The sequence below is a fragment of the Mycolicibacterium sp. lyk4-40-TYG-92 genome, from assembly GCF_030209435.1.
Classification (GTDB): domain Bacteria; phylum Actinomycetota; class Actinomycetes; order Mycobacteriales; family Mycobacteriaceae; genus Mycobacterium.
This window is the reverse complement of record NZ_JARVRX010000005.1, coordinates 155,227-173,876: the sequence shown is the minus strand read 5'-3', so window position 1 is coordinate 173,876 and position 18,650 is coordinate 155,227. Positions and strand designations below refer to the sequence as shown.

16 protein-coding genes are annotated in these 18,650 nt (G+C 68.6%); 9 read left to right on the top strand and 7 right to left on the bottom strand.

The window, feature by feature from the left end; genetic code table 11:
• Positions 1-48: 48 nt before the first annotated feature.
• A complete protein-coding gene (locus QRN63_RS11570; protein ID WP_043400890.1) occupies positions 49-384 on the bottom strand; it encodes an RNA polymerase-binding protein RbpA in 336 nt (111 codons plus the stop codon).
• Between the two features lie 128 nt (positions 385-512).
• Here QRN63_RS11570 and QRN63_RS11565 point away from each other — a divergent pair, with 128 nt between their 5' ends.
• From QRN63_RS11565 to QRN63_RS11555, 3 genes are all read left to right on the top strand, one after another.
• Positions 513-839 (top strand): hypothetical protein, encoded by a 327-nt coding sequence (locus tag QRN63_RS11565; protein ID WP_029119937.1) that lies wholly within the window; start codon positions 513-515, stop codon positions 837-839.
• A 63-nt stretch (positions 840-902) separates the two neighbouring features.
• The gene (locus QRN63_RS11560; RefSeq protein WP_267317925.1) at positions 903-1,541 is read left to right on the top strand and encodes a DNA-directed RNA polymerase subunit beta; all 639 of its coding nucleotides are present in this window, start codon (positions 903-905) and stop codon (positions 1,539-1,541) included.
• Positions 1,542-1,781: 240 nt separating this feature from the next.
• Positions 1,782-2,651: a patatin-like phospholipase family protein gene (locus QRN63_RS11555; RefSeq protein WP_285030874.1), complete on the top strand. Its 870-nt coding sequence runs from the start codon at positions 1,782-1,784 to the stop codon at positions 2,649-2,651.
• On the opposite strand, the gene QRN63_RS11550 is transcribed toward QRN63_RS11555, so the two are convergent.
• Positions 2,635-3,378: a hypothetical protein gene (locus tag QRN63_RS11550; RefSeq protein WP_285030873.1), complete on the bottom strand. Its 744-nt coding sequence runs from the start codon at positions 3,376-3,378 to the stop codon at positions 2,635-2,637. The genes QRN63_RS11555 and QRN63_RS11550 overlap by 17 nt on opposite strands.
• A 36-nt stretch (positions 3,379-3,414) precedes the next feature.
• On the opposite strand from QRN63_RS11550, the gene ilvA reads away from it, so the two are divergent.
• The gene (ilvA, locus tag QRN63_RS11545; protein ID WP_267317922.1) at positions 3,415-4,698 is read left to right on the top strand and encodes a threonine ammonia-lyase IlvA; all 1,284 of its coding nucleotides are present in this window, start codon (positions 3,415-3,417) and stop codon (positions 4,696-4,698) included.
• On the opposite strand, the gene treZ is transcribed toward ilvA, so the two are convergent.
• From treZ to sucT, 4 genes are read right to left on the bottom strand one after another with little or no spacing between them, the layout of a single operon-like run.
• Positions 4,695-6,413 (bottom strand): malto-oligosyltrehalose trehalohydrolase, encoded by a 1,719-nt coding sequence (treZ, locus tag QRN63_RS11540; protein ID WP_285030872.1) that lies wholly within the window; start codon positions 6,411-6,413, stop codon positions 4,695-4,697. The two genes, ilvA and treZ, sit on opposite strands and share 4 nt — an antisense overlap.
• Positions 6,406-8,685 (bottom strand): malto-oligosyltrehalose synthase, encoded by a 2,280-nt coding sequence (gene treY / locus QRN63_RS11535; RefSeq protein WP_285030871.1) that lies wholly within the window; start codon positions 8,683-8,685, stop codon positions 6,406-6,408. Before treY ends, treZ begins: the two co-directional genes overlap by 8 nt.
• Positions 8,686-8,690: 5 nt before the next feature.
• Positions 8,691-10,817 (bottom strand): glycogen debranching protein GlgX, encoded by a 2,127-nt coding sequence (glgX, locus tag QRN63_RS11530; RefSeq protein ID WP_285030869.1) that lies wholly within the window; start codon positions 10,815-10,817, stop codon positions 8,691-8,693.
• Between the two features lie 9 nt (positions 10,818-10,826).
• On the bottom strand, positions 10,827-12,983 hold the full coding sequence (sucT, locus tag QRN63_RS11525; RefSeq protein ID WP_285030868.1) for an acetyltransferase SucT: 2,157 nt from the start codon (positions 12,981-12,983) through the stop codon (positions 10,827-10,829).
• Between the two features lie 112 nt (positions 12,984-13,095).
• On the opposite strand from sucT, the gene QRN63_RS11520 reads away from it, so the two are divergent.
• From QRN63_RS11520 to QRN63_RS11505, 4 genes are read left to right on the top strand one after another with little or no spacing between them, the layout of a single operon-like run.
• The gene (locus QRN63_RS11520; RefSeq protein WP_285030866.1) at positions 13,096-14,388 is read left to right on the top strand and encodes an adenosylmethionine--8-amino-7-oxononanoate transaminase; all 1,293 of its coding nucleotides are present in this window, start codon (positions 13,096-13,098) and stop codon (positions 14,386-14,388) included.
• A 36-nt stretch (positions 14,389-14,424) separates the two neighbouring features.
• Entirely contained in the window at positions 14,425-15,567 is a 1,143-nt protein-coding gene (locus QRN63_RS11515; protein WP_285030864.1) for an 8-amino-7-oxononanoate synthase, read from the top strand.
• Positions 15,564-16,256 (top strand): dethiobiotin synthase, encoded by a 693-nt coding sequence (gene bioD, locus QRN63_RS11510; RefSeq protein WP_285030863.1) that lies wholly within the window; start codon positions 15,564-15,566, stop codon positions 16,254-16,256. The genes QRN63_RS11515 and bioD overlap by 4 nt, the downstream gene beginning before the upstream one ends.
• A gap of 1 nt (position 16,257) precedes the next feature.
• A complete protein-coding gene (locus QRN63_RS11505; RefSeq protein ID WP_267317914.1) occupies positions 16,258-16,767 on the top strand; it encodes a 2'-5' RNA ligase family protein in 510 nt (169 codons plus the stop codon).
• A gap of 219 nt (positions 16,768-16,986) precedes the next feature.
• On the opposite strand, the gene QRN63_RS11500 is transcribed toward QRN63_RS11505, so the two are convergent.
• Entirely contained in the window at positions 16,987-17,574 is a 588-nt protein-coding gene (locus QRN63_RS11500) for a TetR family transcriptional regulator (RefSeq protein WP_267317913.1), read from the bottom strand.
• Between the two features lie 61 nt (positions 17,575-17,635).
• On the opposite strand from QRN63_RS11500, the gene bioB reads away from it, so the two are divergent.
• Entirely contained in the window at positions 17,636-18,643 is a 1,008-nt protein-coding gene (gene bioB / locus QRN63_RS11495) for a biotin synthase BioB (RefSeq protein ID WP_020103207.1), read from the top strand.
• The last annotated feature ends 7 nt before the right edge of the window (positions 18,644-18,650 follow it).

Genomic DNA, 18,650 nt, shown 5'->3' with positions numbered 1-18,650 from the left:
ACGAAAAAGCCCCGCCTCGCGGCGGGGCTTTTCTGTTGGACCAGGCAATCAGCCGCGGCGGCGGGTCTTGATCAGCTCCAGGCGCTCCTTGAGCAGCTCTTCGAGCTCCTCGACGGAACGACGCTCGAGCAGCATGTCCCAGTGGGTACGCGGCGGCTTGACCTTCTTGGGCTCAGGAACGTCACCCTCGAGCAGGGTGCCTTCCATGCCGTTCTTGCACGCCCAGGTGCCGGGGATTTCCGCATCGTCGGCGAACGGAACTTCGAATTCCTCGCCGTTGTCGGTGCGGTAGCGGGCCACCTGCCGCGGTGCCAGGTCATGGTTACGGTCCGTCTCGTAGCTCACAGCTCCGAGGCGACTACCTCGCAGGACACGATCAGCCATCGTCAATCACTCCCTTGGTATAGCGACAGGGAATCAACGCAGTCCAGCGCCGTGAAGTTCCCGACTCGATTGTCCATGATACCGGCGCTGCGCCGCCCGGCGGATACAGTCACGATCGTGAGGCGGACATGAAGCGTTCGAAGGCCCAGCCGTGCCGGTGGTGTGGCCGCGAGGTGGCCGACGCGGGCATGGGCCGTCGTCGCCAGTACTGCCGTCAGTCATGCCGGCAGCGGGCCTACGAGCAGCGGGCGATGGTCAAGGGCACCAACCTGGCAGAGGACTCGGTGGTGCTCAGCGCCGAGGAGGCGGCGGCGCTCTCGGACCGCGTTTATCAGGTACGGTGTGCGGCCGAGGACGTCGCGACCGCAGTTGCCGAAGGCGCCGGACCCACTGAATTGAAAGAGCTGTGTGAGGTGCTGCTGCAGGCCGCCAAAGACGCCGACGGGTGGCGTTGAGGGCGAGCGCAGCGACGGGAGAAGGCGATGACGGCGCACGCGGCGCCGGGAAAGAACTAGTGCATGACTGACGACCGTCGGCGGATACACAAGCCGACCAAGTTCCTCGGCCGCGGCTTCGAGGCGTTCCACGATGTCGAGGACCCCGTACAGGACAGTCGCGTCGCCCACGAGACCGCGGCGGCGCTGCTGGAACGTGTGCGCAGCTACCCGGACCCCGACGTGGTCTCCCGGCTGGTGGCGTACACCGACGAGCACGGCATCGAGACCATCGCCGAGTTGTGGGCGGGTGCCGGTGCGCGCAGTCTGCCCGGTGCACTGTGGCGCGTCTATCTGCTGCGGCTGTCGATCCGCACCGACCCCTATTCGGCCAGCCTGATGTTCGGCCGCGGCACCGAGGTGCTGCACTCGATCTACCCGGTGGTCGCCGGTGCGGAGACGCCCGTCGGGCCGACCGAGATCCGTGAGCTGGCGGACCGGATTCTGCGCGGTGTCTTCGAGGGAGATTTCGCCGTCGCGCTGGAGCGCGCGGCAGCGTACTGCCGCGTGAGCGCGGCGGGCTGCACGAGCCTGGCCGAGGACGCGACGACGACGGCGCCCGAGCGCGCCGCAGAGCTCACCGACCGTGCCGTGACGTTCACCCGGATCGCCAACGAGCTGCATGCCGCCGCCGGGTTGTGGCGCAGCGACTCGCTGGATTGACGCTGTCACCGCCGATGTCGGCGGGATACAGCTGAGAAGTTAAAGCCAGACCGCAGAACGCCTCTCGGCGGTAGGCCGCTCGTGGCGGCGAAATTTGGGGCCCGGGGTTACTGCGGCCTGGCGGTGTTCACTCTAGCCGAAGATTCGGCATGGCGAGCAATTCCCTGATGGCGCCGGGTGCCCGCCGCGGGTGTGCGAAATCGTCCCGGCGAATCGGCTCGGGGTGCGTACTGTGTCGGCATGACGACGGCGTTCGTGCTGTCCGGCGGCGGCAGCCTGGGGTCTATCCAGGTGGGCATGCTGCTGGGTCTGGCCGAGGCCGGCATCAAACCGGATCTGATCGTCGGCACGTCGGTCGGTGCCCTCAACGGCGGGTGGATCGCCGGACGGTCCGACCACGACGGGGCCCTGGCGCTGGCCGATCTCTGGCGGACGCTATCGCGCCGCAAAGTGTTCCCGACCAGCCCGAGTATGGGTCTGCTCGGGTTTCTGGGGCGGCGGCCGCATCTGGTTTCCGACATCGGGATTCGCACGCTGCTGCGGCAGAATCTGCGGTTCCGGCGGCTGCAGGACGCGTCCACGCCGTTGCACGTGGTGGCAACCGACGTGCTCTCCGGGCAGGACGTCCTGCTGTCGTCGGGCGACGCCGTCGACGCGATCGTCGCGAGTGCCGCCATCCCGGCGGTCCTGCCGCCGGTCCGGATCGGCGGACGCGATCTGGTCGACGGCGGCGTGGTGAACAACACACCGCTGTCCTATGCGGTCGAACTGGGCGCGACCGAGGTGTGGGTGCTGCCGACGGGCTACTCGTGCGCCATGCCACAACCGCCGCGCGCCGCACTGGCCATGGCGATGCACGCGTTCACGCTGGCGATCAACCGGCGGCTGGCGACGGATGTCGAGCGGTTCGAGGGGGCGGTCGAACTGCATGTGGTGCCGCCGTTGTGTCCGGTGCGGGTGTCGCCGATCGACTTCTCCCACTCGGGTGAACTCATCGAACGATCCCTCGAGTCGACGCGGCGCTGGCTCCCGACGACCCGTCCCGAGGTTGGCCAGGCCGAACTGCTGGAGCCCCACCGCGACTGTGACGGGCCTACTTCAGCACGTTGACGGCGCGCGCGATGACGAGCGCGGTCGTCGAGATCGACACCAGCGACTGCAGCGTCATCATCACCTTGGCCCACCGGGACAGCGGCATGGTGTCGGTGGGGGAGAACGCCACGACGTTGGTGTAGCTCACGTACAGGTAGTCGACAAACGTTGGGCGCCAACCGGGTTCGGCATTCTGTGGATCGCTCATCTGGGGGAACTGGAAATCGGGGTACGGGTCGTCCCCGGCCCGGCGGGCGAACGGTCCACCGCGGTCCAGCTCCCAGAACCAGATGCCGAACACGATGACGTTGGTGATGAAGATCGCCGCGCCGCTGCCCAGCAACAGCCCGGCGTTGTTCGAGACCTGACCGGACAGGATATGGACGTCGAGGACGATCGCCGAGGTCGTGTTGTCGGCGGTGATGGCCGCCGTCAGCAACCACATCGCCCACTTGCCCACGGTGGTCTCGCGGGACATCCGCACCGGGTTGATGATCAGCAGCACGACCACGAGCAGGACTTCCAGGCCGATCAGCGGCCACCGCGGCACCACGGTGTACTGCTCGGGGACGGCCCATTGCAGCAGGACCGCGCCGAGGATGGCGGCGATCACCGGCAGCCGGTTCTCCGGTGCGCCGGGCCGCAGCCAGGACGGCACATGGTGTTCCGCGCTGCTGGTCAGGCGGTGGGTGCGCTCGACGAAAGTCCTGACCGCCGGCGGCAACGGTTCTCCAGTGGGGTCCATGCGCTCAGTTTCGCACCGAGATGACACCATTAGACGGTGTCTGCCGAGCTGAGCCAGGGAACCCACAGGACGTCGCCGCTTGCCGCGGCCGACATCGATGCGGCTGCTCGGCGAATTTCCTCGGTGATCACCCGCACTCCGCTGCAGTACAGCGATCGGCTGTCGGCACTGACCGGCGCCCAGGTGTACCTCAAGCGTGAGGACCTGCAGGCGGTGCGCTCCTACAAGCTGCGCGGCGCTTACAACCTGCTGATGCAGCTCTCCGACGAGGAGAAGGCCGCCGGCGTGGTGTGCTCGTCGGCCGGCAACCATGCGCAGGGCTTCGCGCTGGCCTGCCGCTCGATGGGTGTGCGCGGCCGCGTGTACGTCCCGGCCAAGACGCCGAAGCAGAAGCGGGACCGCATCCGCTACCACGGCGGCGATTTCATCGAGCTGATCGTCGGCGGCGCCACCTACGACCTGGCCGCCGCGGCCGCGCTCGAGGACGTCGCCCGGACGGGCGCCACGCTGGTGCCGCCGTACGACGACCTGCGCACCATGGCCGGTCAGGGCACCATCGCCGTGGAGATCCTCGACCAGTTGGACGGCGAACCCGACCTGGTGATCGTGCCGGTGGGTGGCGGCGGGTGCATCAGCGGCATCACGACCTACCTCACCGCGCACACCAAGGCGACCGCCGTGCTCGGGGCCGAGCCTGCCGGTGCGGCGTCGATGATCGCGGCGCTGGCCAAGGGCGAGCCGGTCACGCTGGAGCACGTCGACCAGTTCGTCGACGGCGCCGCGGTGGCCCGGGCCGGGGAGCTGACGTACGCGGCGCTCGCGGCGGCCGGGGACATGGTGTCGGTGACGACGGTCGACGAGGGCGCGGTGTGCACCGCGATGCTCGACCTGTACCAGAACGAGGGCATCATCGCCGAGCCCGCGGGCGCGCTGTCCGTTGCGGCGCTGATGGAGAACGGTGTCGAGGCCGGGTCGACGGTGGTCTGCCTGATCTCCGGTGGCAACAACGACGTCTCGCGCTACGGCGAGGTGCTCGAACGGTCACTGGTGCACCTGGGCCTCAAGCACTACTTCCTGGTGGACTTTCCGCAGGAGCCCGGCGCGCTGCGGCGGTTCCTGGACGAGGTGCTCGGGCCCAACGACGACATCACCCTGTTCGAGTACGTCAAGCGCAACAACCGGGAGACGGGTGCGGCGCTGGTCGGCATCGAGCTCGGTTCGGCCGCGGGCTTCGACGGGTTGCTCGAGCGGATGCACAATTCGGGCATCCACGTCGAGCCGTTGGAGCCGGGATCGCCGGCGTACCGGTATCTGACCTAGCCACCTCGGCGTAGGACGGCGAAGCTGTGGCCGGGCAGTGTCGTGGCGTCCGTCCCGATCTGCGGCTCGGCTGACGACAGCACCACCGCGCCGGTGACGGGTACCGCGACGGCGTGCTCGCCGAGGTTGCACGCCACGGCGAAAGCACCGCGGTGCATGACGATCCAGCGGTCGGCCTCGTCGACCTCGATGCGTAGGTGATCCAGCCACGGGTCGGCGAAGTCGGGTTCGGTGCGTCGCAACGCGATCAGGTCGCGATAGAGCTGAAGCAGCCGGGCGTGCTCGCCTGTGCCGACCTCGTCCCAGTCGAGTTTCGAGCGCCGGAACGTGGCGGGGTCCTGCGGATCCGGAATGTCCTCGGCGGCCCAGCCGTGATCGGCGAACTCCGCCTTGCGTCCCTCTGCGGTCGCGCGTGCAAGTTCGGGTTCGGGGTGTGCGCTGAAGAACTGGAACGGTGTCGACGCGCCCCACTCCTCACCCATGAAAAGCATTGCCGTATAGGGTGATCCGAGGACCAGTGCGGCTTTGACCGCCAGCTGGCCGAAGTCGAGGTTCTGCGACGGGCGGTCGCCGCGCGCACGGTTGCCCACCTGATCGTGCGTGCAGGTATAGGCCAGCAGCCGGGTGGCCGGAATCTGCGCGGTATCGAGCTCCCGGCCATGGCGGCGGCGCCGGAACGACGAGTAGGTACCGGCATGGAAGAAGCCGCGGGCGAGGGTGGTCGCGAGGGTCTGCATCGACCCGAAATCGGCGTAGTAGCCCTGCCGCTCGCCCGAGACCGCGGTGTGGATGGCGTGGTGGATGTCGTCGTCCCACTGGGCGGCGAGGCCGTAGCCACCGTGCTCACGCGGGGTGATCAGGCGCGGATCGTTGAGGTCGCTCTCGGCGATCAGCGACAACGGCCGGCCGAGTTCGGTTGCCAAGGCGTCGGTTTCGATGGCCAGCTCTTCCAGCAGATGCACGGCCGTGGTGTCGACCAGCGCGTGCACCGCGTCCAACCGCAGGCCGTCGAAGCCGAAATCCCGCATCCAGCGCAGGGCGCAGTCGACGATGTACCGGCGTACCGGATCGGAGTCGGCGGCCGCGATGTTGATCGCCTCGCCCCACGGGGTCCGGCCCACCGTCAGGTACGGCCCGAACTTGGGCAGATAATTCCCTGACGGGCCAAGGTGATTGAACACCGCGTCGAGCAGCACGCCCAGCCCGCGCCGGTGGCAGGCGTCGACGAAACGCACCAGACCTGAGGGGCCGCCATAGGGTTCGTGCACGGCGTACCACAGCACGCCGTCGTAGCCCCAGCCGTGACTGCCGCTGAACGCGTTGACCGGCATGAGTTCGACGAAGTCCACCCCGAGGTCGATCAGATGGTCCAGTCGTTCGATGGCGGCGTCGAACGTGCCGGCCTCGGTGAACGTGCCGACGTGCAGTTCGTAGATCACCGCGCCGTCGATGGCGCGGCCGGGCCAGGGGGCCGGCGCCTCGGGCGTCCACAGCTGCGAAAGTCCGTGCACGCCATCAGGTTGCCGTGGCGAACGCGGGTCGGGCAGTGGGTCGGAATCATCGAGGACGAAGCCGTACCGGGCATCGTCCGGCACGTCGGCGGTGACGCGCCACCAGCCGTCGCCGGAGCGGGTCATCGGGTGCCGGGTCCCGTCGGCGTCGAGTGCGACGTCATTCGGCGTGGGCGCCCACACCGAGAATTCGTGGTCAGGCATCGGCTTTCTCCAGTAGCACGCCGGGCAGTTCGGCGAACAGCGCGGCGGCGGTCGCGGTCCCGGACCAGGTCCGGCCGGTAAGCCGGTCGGTCCACTCACCCTCAGGCAGCGCGATAAGCGTGTCGGCGCAAGCTGATTCGTCGAGTCTCAGCGTCCACCGGGGCACGACCACCAGGACTTCGGTGCCGCGTCGGAATGCGATGACGTGGTCGGCGGCAGGTCCCTCGGCGGTGACGGGGGTGTAGTCACCCGACAGGTATGTGTCGGGCCGTTCCCGGCGTGACCGCAGTGCTGCCGTGACCACCCGAATCTTGGGGTGGCTCAATGCCGTCAGCTCGGTCCGGCGGCGCGCGAAATCCACCGGGCGGCGATTGTCGGGGTCCACCAGGCTGTCGTCGAACAGCTCGGTGCCCTGGTAGATGTCGGGAACACCCGGCACGGTCAGGGCCAGCAGCTTCTGGGCCACGGCATCGCAACGCGCGGCCTCATCGAGCTGTCCGACGAACGCGGTCACCTCATTGGCCACCGGCCCGTCGAGCAGGGCGTCGATCCAGTCGTGGACCGCATCTTCGAACCGCTGGTCCGGCTGCTCCCAGTTGGTGTGCAGCTCGGCTTCGCGGATCGCCTTCTCGGCATAGGCGTGCAACCGTGCGCGGACGGTGTCGTCGACATCGTCGGCGGCCGGCCAGACGCCGATGATGTTCTGCCACAGAAACAATCCGGTGCCCTCGTCGGGCGGGACGCACACCGCGTTCCAGCGGCGGACGCGCTGCGGCCACTGCTCGGCGCACTGGGACAGCACGGTGATGCGCGCCCGCACATCCTCGGCGCGCTTGGTGTCGTGTGTGGACAGCGTCACCATGGCTGCGGGCCAGTCCCGGGCGCGCGCCGCGGCGCGCTGGTGGAACTCGGCGGTGCTCATACCGAAGCGTTCCGGGGTGCCACCGACCTCGTTCAGCGACACCAGGCGGGCATCACGGTAGAACAGAGTGTCCTCGATGGCCTTGGCCGTCATCGCACCGCACAACTGCTGCAACCGGGAAGCGGGTTCGGGCTGCTCCACGGCGGTCACGATCAGCTGCAGAGCCGATGCCAGTTCTGGTGCCGCGCTGATGGTTTCGTTGATGGCCTCGGGCAGCGCCCCGGACAGGACGGCGTAGTCGGTGCGGTACACGCCGACGCGGCTGAGCAGTTGGGCGATGGCGGTCGGGAGGGCCGGATCGTCGTTCCCGGCTGCCCGCACGATGGCGCGGCGCAGCCGGGCCAGCTCACTGGCCAGTGTCTCGGTGACGACCTTGATCTTGAGTTCCCGTTCATCGCAGCGGGTTTCGCGGGCCAGGTCCGTCAACGTGGCGGCCCCGTCGGGGTCGACGAAGAGCCCACCGATCTCCCGGAGCACGTCGTAACCCGTGGTGCCCGCGATGGGCAGGCCGGGATCCAGCGGTTCGTCGGCGGCCAGGATCTTCTCGGCGACGATCCAGGTGGCGGGCCCGCTCAGCTCGCGCAGCCGGGCGAGATAGCCTGCCGGATCGGTCAACCCGTCGATGTGGTCGACCCGCAACCCGTCCACCAGGTCTTCACGGAACCAGCGCGCGATCTCGGCGTGGCTGGCGTCGAACACGTCGGGATCCTCCTGGCGCACCGCCGCCAGTGAGGTGATGGAGAAGAACCGACGGTAGCCGCACAGACCGGACTGCCAGCCCGTCAGCCGGTAGGCCTGCCGGGCGTAAACCTCGGCGGCCGTGCCGGCGCCGGTGCCCGGCCGGATCGGCCATGTCCGGTCACCCAGCCGGAGCACGTCACCGTCGACGGCCAGATCGTCGACGTCGGAGTCGGAACCCAGCACCGGCAACACGATTCGGCCGTCGGGGTCGAGGTCCCAGTCGATGTCGAAGTACGTGCAGAACCGCGATGAGCGGCCGTACGTCAGGACGTCCCACCACCACGGATTCTGCTCGGGCTGCTCGACGCCGACATGGTTCGGCACGATGTCGACGACGAGCCCCATGCCGCGCGTGCGTGCCGCGGCGGACAGCCGGGACAACCCTTCCGGCCCACCGAGCCCCGCCGACACGGCCGTGGGGTCGGTGACGTCGTAGCCGTGCGTCGACCCGGTCACGGCAGTCAGCACCGGCGACAGGTACAGGTGCGAGACGCCGAGTTCGTCGAGATAGGGCAGTAGTGCCAGCGCATCGTCGAACGTCATTCCGTCGCTGCGCATCTGGAGCCGGTACGTGGAGATCACCGGTGACGCGCCCGCCGCTGCTGTCATCGCGGTCACGCCGTCTTACGCAACACCAGCAGCGAGCGGGCCTGCAGTGCGATGGTCTCGCCGGCGCCCGCCACCAGCTCGGTATGCCCGTGCGGGTCCGCGGTGTCCAGCGCCGCCGCCCATTTCTCGCCGTAGTCCTGGCCGGGGATCACGAAATCCAGAGCCTCGTCGTGGGCGTTGAAGCACAGCAGGAACGAGTCGTCGGTGACCCGCTCACCGCGGGCGTTGGGTTCGGGTATCGCGTCGCCGTTGAGGAACACCGAGATGCTCTTGCCGAAACCGGAATCCCAGTCCTCCAGCGTCATCTCTTCGCCGGCGGGCGTCAGCCACGCGATGTCGCGGACCTCCTGCCCGGTGCTGCGAACCGGCTGACCGGCCAGGAACCGGCGGCGCCGGAAGACGGGATGCTTGCGCCGGAACGCCACCACGGTGCGGGTGAATTCCAGCAGCGCCGAGTTGGTCTCGAGCATGGACCAGTCCATCCACGCCAGTGGGTTGTCCTGGCAGTAGACGTTGTTGTTGCCCTGCTGGGTGCGCCCGATCTCGTCACCGTGACTGATCATCGGCGTGCCCTGCGACAGCATCAGGGTCGCGAAGATGTTGCGCCGCTGGCGTTCCCGGAGCTCGAGGATCTCGGGGTCGTCGGTGGGGCCTTCGACGCCGCAGTTCCAGGACCGGTTGTGGCTCTCGCCGTCCCGGTTGTCCTCGCCGTTGGCGTCGTTGTGCTTCTCGTTGTAGGACACCAGATCGGTCAGCGTGAATCCGTCGTGGCAGGTGACGAAGTTGATGCTCGCGCTCGGTCGCCGGCCGGTCGCCTCGTAGAGGTCCGAGGAACCGGTCAGCCGCGAGGCGAACTCGCCCAGGGTCGCGGGCTCGCCCCGCCAGTAGTCGCGCACAGTGTCGCGGTATTTCCCGTTCCACTCGGTCCACAAACCTGGGAAGTTGCCGACCTGGTAGCCGCCTTCGCCCACATCCCATGGCTCGGCGATCAACTTCACCTGGCTGATCACCGGATCCTGTTGCACCAGGTCGAAAAATGCCGACAGCCGGTCCACGTCGTAGAACTCCCGGGCCAGGGTCGAGGCGAGGTCGAAGCGGAAGCCGTCGACGTGCATCTCCAGCACCCAGTACCGCAGCGAATCCATGATCAGCTGCAGCGTGTGGGGATGGCGGGCGTTGAGGCTGTTACCGGTGCCGGTGAAATCCTTGTACAGCGACAGGTCGTCGTCATCGAGCCGGTAGTAGGCGGCGTTGTCGATGCCGCGGAAGTTCAGCGTCGGGCCGAGGTGGTTGCCCTCGGCGGTGTGGTTGTAGACCACGTCCAGGATGACTTCGATGCCGGCTTCGTGAAACGACTTCACCATGGTCTTGAACTCGGCGACGGCGCTACCGGCGTGCTGGTTCCACGAGTACTGGTAGTGCGGCGCGAAGAACCCGAACGTGTTGTAGCCCCAGTAGTTTCGCAGGCCCAGGTCCAGCAGCCGGTGGTCGTGCAGGAACTGGTGGACCGGCATCAGCTCGATCGCGGTGACACCGAGGGATTGCAGATGCTCGATGATCACCGGGTGGGCGAGTCCGGCGTAGGTGCCGCGCAGTTCCTCGGGGATCGCCGGGTGCGTCTGCGTCATGCCCTTGACGTGGGCCTCGTAGATCACCGTCTCGTGATAGGGCGTCCGCGGCAGCCGGTCGTTGTCCCAGTTGAAGAACGGGTTGATCACCACGCTGGTCATGGTGTGGCCCAACGAATCGATGCCGGGCGGCTCGCCGGTGGCCGACGGGGCCGCCATGTCGTAGGAGTAGAGCGCCTGGGAGAAGTCGAAGTCGCCGTGGAACGACTTGCCGTACGGGTCGAGCAGCAGCTTGCTCGGATCGCAGCGGTGTCCATTGGCCGGGTCCCACGGCCCGTACACACGAAATCCGTAGCGCTGCCCGGGGGTCACAGCCGGCAGATAGCAATGCCACACGTAGCTGTCGACCTCGTCGAGATTGACGCGTTCCTCGGTGCCGTCCTTGGCGATCAGGCACAGCTCGACGCGCTCGGCGACTTCGGAGAACAGCGAGAAATTCGTGCCGGACCCGTCGTAGGTGGCACCGAGGGGATAGGCGCTACCCGGCCAGACGCCAACAACCATGAAAGTAGCTCACCACCAGCCGGTGGCGGCCCCGACCTGGCGGCCGAGTTCGGCGGTCATGGTGCGCATGTAGGTGGCGGACAGGTGATGAGAGTCGTGATACAGCAATACATTTCCCTCCACAGCACGGCAGACGTCGGGGCGGCACACCGCGTCACTCATGTCGAGCGGCTTCAGCATTGGGAACTGCGCGACGAAATCGAGGGTCGGGTTGTGGTCGGACAGTACCTCGGAGCGGGCGATACCGCAGGACGTCGAATTGCCGCCGCTGGCAAGGCAGTCCGCGGGGAAGAACGGTTTACCGTCCCGTACCAGCCACGGGGTGTCGCGCATGGCGAGGATCGGGATGTTCGCATCAGACAGGCGCTGCCAGATGCCGATGTACGTGCCGGGCATGACGTCACCGGACTTGATGTTCCACGGGCGCGTGGAGGTCGTGAAGACGAAGCTCGGACGGTCGGCCACCAGTTTCGGCATGACCAGCTCGTTCCACTCGTAACACTTCGGGTACGGCCGGTTGTCGCCCATCACCAGCGGGTTCTGCTCTGTCGACAGTGGGCAACCCATCTTGAGGTAGGTGACCACCTTGAAGTGGTAGCGCTTACCGAGCACGTCCAGCGCGGTGATCCAGTGTTCGGCGTGCGAGCCGCCCGCCAGGGCGATGGTGCGCGGCGCCTTCGCGTCGCCGTAGGTGCAGTTGCGGATGGACAGGTCGTCGAAATCGGCGATACAGCTGTCCGCGGTCGTCGCCGGCACGTCGTCGTGCGCCTCGAGCACCGTCGGGCGGAACGGCAGCTTCGGCACCCGCGCGTGGTGCAGCAGGGCGCGGGCACCGGGATAGTCGACCGGCGACAGTGTGGCGAGTTCCTTGCCGTTGGCCCGCGCGGTGTTCATGTGCTCGCGCCAGGTGAACGCGGTGGCGGTGAGCGACACGCCCATCACGGCGACGAGCGTTCCCAGCACCGCGGTGGGCCGCCGCAGGCCGGCCAATCCGCGCGAACCCGCCGCCGTCGACGGCCGGCGCAGCGGGTTCTCCACGTAGCGGGTCGTGAGCCAGGCGAGCACCCCCGAGACGAGCAGCACGACGGTGCCGTCGACGAAATGGGCCCGGCTGTGGCCGCTGTAGGCCAGCCAGAAGATCAGCAGCGGCCAGTGCCACAGGTACAGCGAGTACGCCATGGTGCCGAGCGACAGGAACGGCCCGGTGGCCAGGAGCCGGTTCGGCCCCGGCAGCCGGTCGGTGTGATTTGCGGCACTGAGGATGAACAGCATGGTCGCGCCGACCGGAACCAGCGCCCAGGGTCCGGGGAATTCCCGTACGCCGTCGATCAGGGCGCCGCACGACAGGATCGCTGCCAGCGCGACCACCGACACCACGTTGCGCAGCCACATGGGCCAGCGGACGGACGGCACGAGCGCGCCGACGAGCGCGCCGAGCAGCAACTCCCAGGCGCGGGCGAAGCTGTTGTAGTAGGCACTGACCTGGTCGGCCTGGTGCGCGAAGATCGCGTAGACGAACGACGCGACGGTCAGCACGCTGAGCAGCGCGATGAACGCCGGCCGCAACCGGTCGCCGAGCCGGCGCCGGAACAGATATGCGAAGCCGAAGATCAGCGCGAGGAACGCGACGTAGAACTGGCCCTGGACCGACATCGACCACAGGTGCTGCAGCGGGCTGACCGATTCGCCGGCTCGCAGGTAGTTCGACGCGGTCTCGGCCAGCTCCCAGTTCTGGTAGTAGCCGAGGCTGGCCAGGCTCTGGTCGGCGAACGTCTCCCAGCGCGTCTGGGGCTGGATCACGATGGTCAGCACGGCGCCCGCGGCCAGGACGACGATCAGGGCGGGCAGCAGACGGCGGACCAGCCGACGCAGTTGCGGCCCGGGGGACAGCGGTGCGTCCGGCGTCAGCGCGATGCGGAGAAGTTTGCCGCCGAAGAAGAAGCCGGACAGCGCCAGGAAGACGTCGACGCCGCCGGAAACCCGGCCGTACCAGACGTGAAAGGCCGCGACCATGGCGATGGCGATGCCGCGCAGACCATCCAGGTCGTGGCGGTAGAACGCGCTCGGCGCGTGGTCCGCCGGGCCGTCTGCACCGCCGTCGGTGACGCGCGCGGCGTTGCCTGACCCGGGCGGCGGCGCCGGCCGCGGTGCTGCAAGAGTCGTCATGGTCGGATGTCAATCTACCCAAGAACCAGGCCGCGTTCATGTAACGGCGAGTCGCCCGCTTGCTGAGCACGCCTGTGTAGACGTGCTCAGCGGACGATTAGGCTCGGTCATCGTGCCAGCGCTGAACCCTGCCGAAATCTCGGCGATCGACACCGCCCACATCTGGCACCCGTACAGCACCATCGGCGCCGAGGCTTTGCCGGCGGTGGTTGCCACCGAGGCGCACGGCATCATGCTGACCCTCGTTCACGAGGGCCGGCCGGTGCAGGTCATCGACGCGATGAGTTCGTGGTGGACGGCGGTGCACGGGCACGGGCACCCGGTGCTCGATGCCGCGATCACCCGGCAGTTGAGCCGGATGAACCACGTCATGTTCGGCGGCCTGACCCATGAGCCCGCGGCGCGGCTGGCGCAGCTGCTCGTCGAGATCACCCCGGCTGGTCTGGACACGGTGTTCTTCTCGGACTCGGGTTCGGTCTCCGTCGAGGTCGCCGCGAAGATGGCGCTGCAATACCAGCGCAGCCTCGGCCGTCCCGGCCGGCACAAGCTGATGACGTGGCGCGGCGGCTACCACGGCGACACCTTCACCCCGATGAGCGTGTGCGATCCCGACGGCGGTATGCACTCGATCTGGACCGATGTGCTGATGCCCCAGATCTTCGCGCCGCGGGTGCCCACGGAATTCGATCCCGCCTACGTCGAGGCCTTCGAGGCTCAGCTGGCCGCGCATGCGGACGAGCTCGCGGCCGTCATCGTCGAGCCGGTGGTGCAAGGCGCCGGCGGCATGCGGTTCCACGACCCGCGCTACCTGACGGCACTGCGCGACATCTGCACGCGGCATGACGTGCTGCTGATCTTCGACGAGATCGCGACGGGTTTCGGGCGCACCGGCGAGCTTTTCGCCGCGGACCACGCCGGCGTCAGCCCCGACATCATGTGTGTCGGCAAGGCGCTGACCGGTGGTTATGTGACGCTGGCGGCGACACTGTGTACCGGTGAGATCGCGCGGGTGATCAGCTCCGGCGAGCCGGGCGCCCTCATGCACGGGCCGACGTTCATGGCCAACGCGCTGGCGTGCGCGGTGTCGGTGGCGGCCGTCGAACTGCTCCTCGGCCAGGACTGGAAGGCCAGGGTCGCGGAGATCTCCGACGGGCTGCGGCGCGGTCTGGCGCCGGCCGCCGACCTGCCCTCGGTCGCCGACGTGCGGGTACTGGGTGCCATCGGTGTTGTCGAGATGCGTGAAGCGGTGAACATGCGCCTGGCCACGGTCACCGCGATCGAGCACGGCGTCTGGCTACGGCCCTTCGGCAAGCTGCTGTACGTGATGCCGCCCTTCATCTGCACGCCCGACGAGATCGACCGGGTCACCTCTGCTGTGGTCGCCGTTGCCCGTGCGTTAACCTGAACACCGTTCAATAGCACTGGAGTCAGGAGCGCGCCGATGACTGATCACTCGCCGCTGGCCTGGCTCGCCGATGTCGAACACAAGCGCCGGGCCGCGGGCCTGCGCCGATCGCTGCGGGTCCGGCCCGCGGTGGCGACCGAACTGGATCTGGCGTCCAACGACTATCTCGGCCTGACGCAGCATCCCGCCGTCATCGAGGGCGGCGTGACGGCGCTGCACACGTGGGGTGCGGGCTCCGGCGGGTCGCGCCTGGTGACCGGCAACACCGAACTGCACGAGGAGTTCGAGGCCGAACTGGCCGAATTCATGGGCGCCGAGTCGGCGCTGGTGTTCTCGTCGGGCTACACCGCCAACATCGGTGCGGTGGCGGCGCTGTCGGGCCCGGGCGCACTGGTCGTGTCCGACGCCTACAGTCACGCCTCGCTGGTGGACGCCTGTCGGCTGTCCCGGGCGCGCGTGGTGGTGTCTCCGCACAACGACGTCGGCGCCGTCGAGACCGCGCTGGTCAGCCGTTCCGAGGAGCGGGCCGTCGTGATCACCGATTCGGTGTTCTCCACCGATGGGGCGCTGGCCCCGCTGCGCGCCCTGCACGAGGTGTGTCGCCGGCACGGCGCGCTGCTGATCGTCGACGAGGCCCACGGCCTCGGTGTCCGCGGTACCGGTGGCCGCGGCCTGGTGCACGAGGTCGGTCTGGCCGGCGAGCCCGACATCGTGGTGACGACGACGCTGTCCAAATCGCTCGGCAGCCAGGGTGGCGCGGTACTCGGCCCGGCCGCGGTGCGCGCCCACCTCATCGACGCCGCGCGCACCTTCATCTTCGACACCGGCCTGGCTCCGGCCGCCGTCGGCGCCGCGCAAGCTGCGCTGCAGGTCCTGATCGCCGAGCCGTGGCGGGCGCAGGCCGTGCTGACCCACGCCGCGACGCTGGCCCGGTTCGGCGGCGCTGTCCACACGCCTGATTCGGCCGTCGTCTCGGTGATCCTGGGCGACCCCGAGGTCGCGCTGGCCGCCGCGTCGGCCTGCCTGGACCGCGGGGTCCGGGTCGGCTGCTTCCGCCCGCCGTCGGTGCCGGCCGGCACGTCGCGGTTGCGCCTGACGGCGCGCGCGTCACTCGACGACACCGAACTGGATCTGGCCGGGCGGGTGCTCGGCGACGTGCTCGCACTGGTGCAGTCGTGACGCTGCTGCTGGTCGCCGGAACCGATACCGGTGTCGGGAAGACCATCGCCACCGCGGCCCTGGCCAGTGCCGCGCGCCAGGCCGGTCTCGACGTCGCGGTGTGCAAAGCGGTGCAGACCGGAATCTCGCCGGCCGCCGGCCACGGTGACGACGATCTTGCCGAGGTGGGACGCCTGGCGGAGGTCACGTCGCTCGTGCCAGGCTGGCGCTATCCCGAACCCCTCGCGCCCGTCGCGGCCGCTGAACTCGCCGGGATGACGCTGCCGTCGCGCGACGACCTGGTCGCTCTGGTCCGGAACGTCGACCGGCCCCGTCAGCTGACTCTCGTCGAGGGAGCCGGGGGGCTGCTTGTCCAACTCGGCGCCGACGGTACGACGTTGCGCGACCTGGCCGTCGAACTCGGGGCCGCGGTGCTGGTCGTCGTCGCACCGGGCCTCGGCACGCTCAACCACACCGGGCTGACGGTCGAGTCGCTGTCCGCGAACGGCATCGCGTGTGCCGGACTGGTGATCGGCAGTTGGCCGCAGGACCCGGGGCTCGCGGAAACCTCCAATCGGGGTGCACTCGAGGACATCGCTCCGGTACGCGCGGTGCTGCCGGACGGCGCGGGCCGGTTGGCGCCCGGCGAATTCGCTGCCGTGAGCGCCAAAGCATTTGATCCGCAATGGGTTTCGAGCCTGGTCGGCTGACATGGTGTACTCGGTCGAGCTGTTGTTCGACCTCGACGCCGAGGCCGTGATCAGGCGCGCGTGGGACGACCTGCGGGCCGCGGGCATTGCCGCGCAGCCGCCCGCCGCCCGTCCGCACGCCACCCTGTGCGTCGCGCAGCAGATCGATGACGCGGTCCTGCCGGCGCTGGCCGGCCTCGGCGACAAGTTCCCGTTCCCCGTCCGCCTCGGCGCCACGTTGGTATTCGGTCGCGCTGCCGGAATCCTCGCGCGACTCGTGGTGCCCAGCGCCGAACTACTCGCCCTGCACGCCGAGGTCTGCCGGATCAGTGCGCCGTACCTGCGGCCGGGCCCCATGCCGCACACCGAACCGGGTGACTGGACGCCCCACGTCACCCTGGCCCGCCGGGTCCCGCCGGACCGGCTCGCCCGCGCACTCGGTATCGCCGCCCGGCCGGCGGAGATCAGTGCGACCGCCGGCGGGCTGCGACTGTGGAACGGCAACGCGCGCACAGCGATTCAGATCAGCTGACCCCGGCCTCGCGGCGGTTCCGTTAGCCCCGAGAGAAAAGTACCTGGCTGCAATCACGAGGCACTTGCAGCCACTCTGATTGACGCCAGGGGCTGTTTCGGGCTGTCGGACGTCCCTGAGTTCACCAACGCCCGCTGGATTGCCCCTTGATTGAACTCACGCGCTTTTCCCCCGGCATCCCTTGCTGTGGCCGCACATTGATGCGCGTCGGGCCCAGCTTCAGGTGCGACGGCTGATGGCGTGCGCCGCGAGCCCGTCGACCAACAGGTCCAGGCCGAAAGCGAAACGGCCACCGGCATTTTCGGACCACACCGCGTCGCTGTCGGCCACCGTGGCGCCGGCCGCGTCCCACTGGATACGGGACTGCTCGTCGGCGGTGAAGCCCAGCACGTAGTAGACGATGGTGCGGGCCGCGAGGTCGGCATCGTGGGCCGTGAGTCCCGATTCGGCACATGCGTCGGTGAGGGCCGCCACGATGCGGCTCAGCTCGGCTGACCGCCCGGCCGAGAAACTCGCCGAGACCAGCTCTGCGCCGTCGGTGGCGGACAGCAGCGCGTCGCGCAACGCCGAGCACAACGCCACGATGCGGTCCGGCCACGGTCCGGCGGCCGGGACAGTCGCCGCCGTGGCCAGCAGGCGGTCGGCGACCGCGCCCAGCAGCTCCTGTTTGTCGGCGAAATGCCAGTACAGAGCGCCTGGGCTGACGCTCAGTTCACGCGCCAGCCTGCGCATGGTCAGGTCGGCGATCCCGTAGTTGTCCAGGATTTCGGCGGCCTTGGCCACCACGTCGCTTCGGTGCAGTTGCACGTCTGTATCCTAAACACCGTTCAAGTTGTAGGCCGCAGTCGGCCTGAAGTAAGGAGTGCCGATGACTCAGGCCGCGACCGATGTTTTGGGTGTAGCCCGCGAGCAGGTGCTCGAGCGTGGCGAAGGCCTGAGCCAGGAGCAGGTGCTCGAGGTCCTGCAGCTGCCCGACGACCGGCTGGAGGACCTGCTGGCCCTCGCGCACGAGGTGCGCATGAAGTGGTGCGGTCCCGAGGTCGAGGTCGAGGGCATCATCAGCCTCAAGACCGGCGGTTGCCCCGAGGACTGCCACTTCTGCTCGCAGTCGGGTCTGTTCGCCTCGCCGGTGCGCAGTGCCTGGCTGGACGTCCCGAGCCTCGTCGAGGCCGCGAAGCAGACCGCCAAGACCGGCGCGACCGAGTTCTGCATCGTCGCCGCCGTGCGTGGGCCCGACGAGCGTCTGCTGGCCCAGGTGGCCGCCGGTATCGAGGCCATCCGCAACGAGGTCGACATCCAGATCGCATGCTCGCTGGGCATGCTCGACCAGGAGCAGGTCGACCGGCTCAAGGCCATGGGTGTGCACCGCTACAACCACAACCTGGAGACCTCGAAGTCGTACTTCCCGAACGTCGTCACCACCCACACCTGGGAAGAGCGCTGGAAGACCCTCGAGATGGTCCGCGAGGCCGGCATGGAGGTCTGCTGCGGCGGCATCCTCGGCATGGGCGAGACCCTGGAGCAGCGTGCCGAGTTCGCCGCGAACCTGGCTGAGCTGAACCCGCACGAGGTGCCGCTGAACTTCCTTAACCCGCGCCCGGGTACCCCGTTCGGTGACCTCGAGGTGCTGCCGGCCGCCGACGCCCTGCGTGCCGTCGCCGCGTTCCGTCTGGCCATGCCGCGCACCATGTTGCGCTTCGCCGGTGGTCGCGAGATCACCCTCGGCGACCTGGGCGCCAAGCAGGGCATCCTGGGCGGCATCAACGCCGTCATCGTCGGCAACTACCTGACCACGCTGGGTCGCCCGGCCGAGTCCGATCTGGAGCTGCTGGATGATCTGCAGATGCCGATCAAGGCTCTGAACGCCACCCTGTAGAACTGGA

Bases quoted from the DNA above. Each gene is read 5' to 3' on its own strand.
- QRN63_RS11570 (WP_043400890.1), bottom strand. From the start codon at position 384: ATGGCTGATCGTGTCCTGCGAGGTAGTCGCCTCGGAGCTGTGAGCTAC.
- QRN63_RS11565 (WP_029119937.1), top strand. From the start codon at position 513: ATGAAGCGTTCGAAGGCCCAGCCGTGCCGGTGGTGTGGCCGCGAGGTG.
- QRN63_RS11560 (WP_267317925.1), top strand. From the start codon at position 903: ATGACTGACGACCGTCGGCGGATACACAAGCCGACCAAGTTCCTCGGC.
- QRN63_RS11555 (WP_285030874.1), top strand. From the start codon at position 1,782: ATGACGACGGCGTTCGTGCTGTCCGGCGGCGGCAGCCTGGGGTCTATC.
- QRN63_RS11550 (WP_285030873.1), bottom strand. From the start codon at position 3,378: ATGGACCCCACTGGAGAACCGTTGCCGCCGGCGGTCAGGACTTTCGTC.
- treZ (WP_285030872.1), bottom strand. From the start codon at position 6,413: ATGCCTGACCACGAATTCTCGGTGTGGGCGCCCACGCCGAATGACGTC.
- treY (WP_285030871.1), bottom strand. From the start codon at position 8,685: ATGACAGCAGCGGCGGGCGCGTCACCGGTGATCTCCACGTACCGGCTC.
- glgX (WP_285030869.1), bottom strand. From the start codon at position 10,817: ATGGTTGTTGGCGTCTGGCCGGGTAGCGCCTATCCCCTCGGTGCCACC.
- sucT (WP_285030868.1), bottom strand. From the start codon at position 12,983: ATGACGACTCTTGCAGCACCGCGGCCGGCGCCGCCGCCCGGGTCAGGC.
- QRN63_RS11515 (WP_285030864.1), top strand. From the start codon at position 14,425: ATGACTGATCACTCGCCGCTGGCCTGGCTCGCCGATGTCGAACACAAG.
- QRN63_RS11505 (WP_267317914.1), top strand. From the start codon at position 16,258: ATGGTGTACTCGGTCGAGCTGTTGTTCGACCTCGACGCCGAGGCCGTG.
- bioB (WP_020103207.1), top strand. From the start codon at position 17,636: ATGACTCAGGCCGCGACCGATGTTTTGGGTGTAGCCCGCGAGCAGGTG.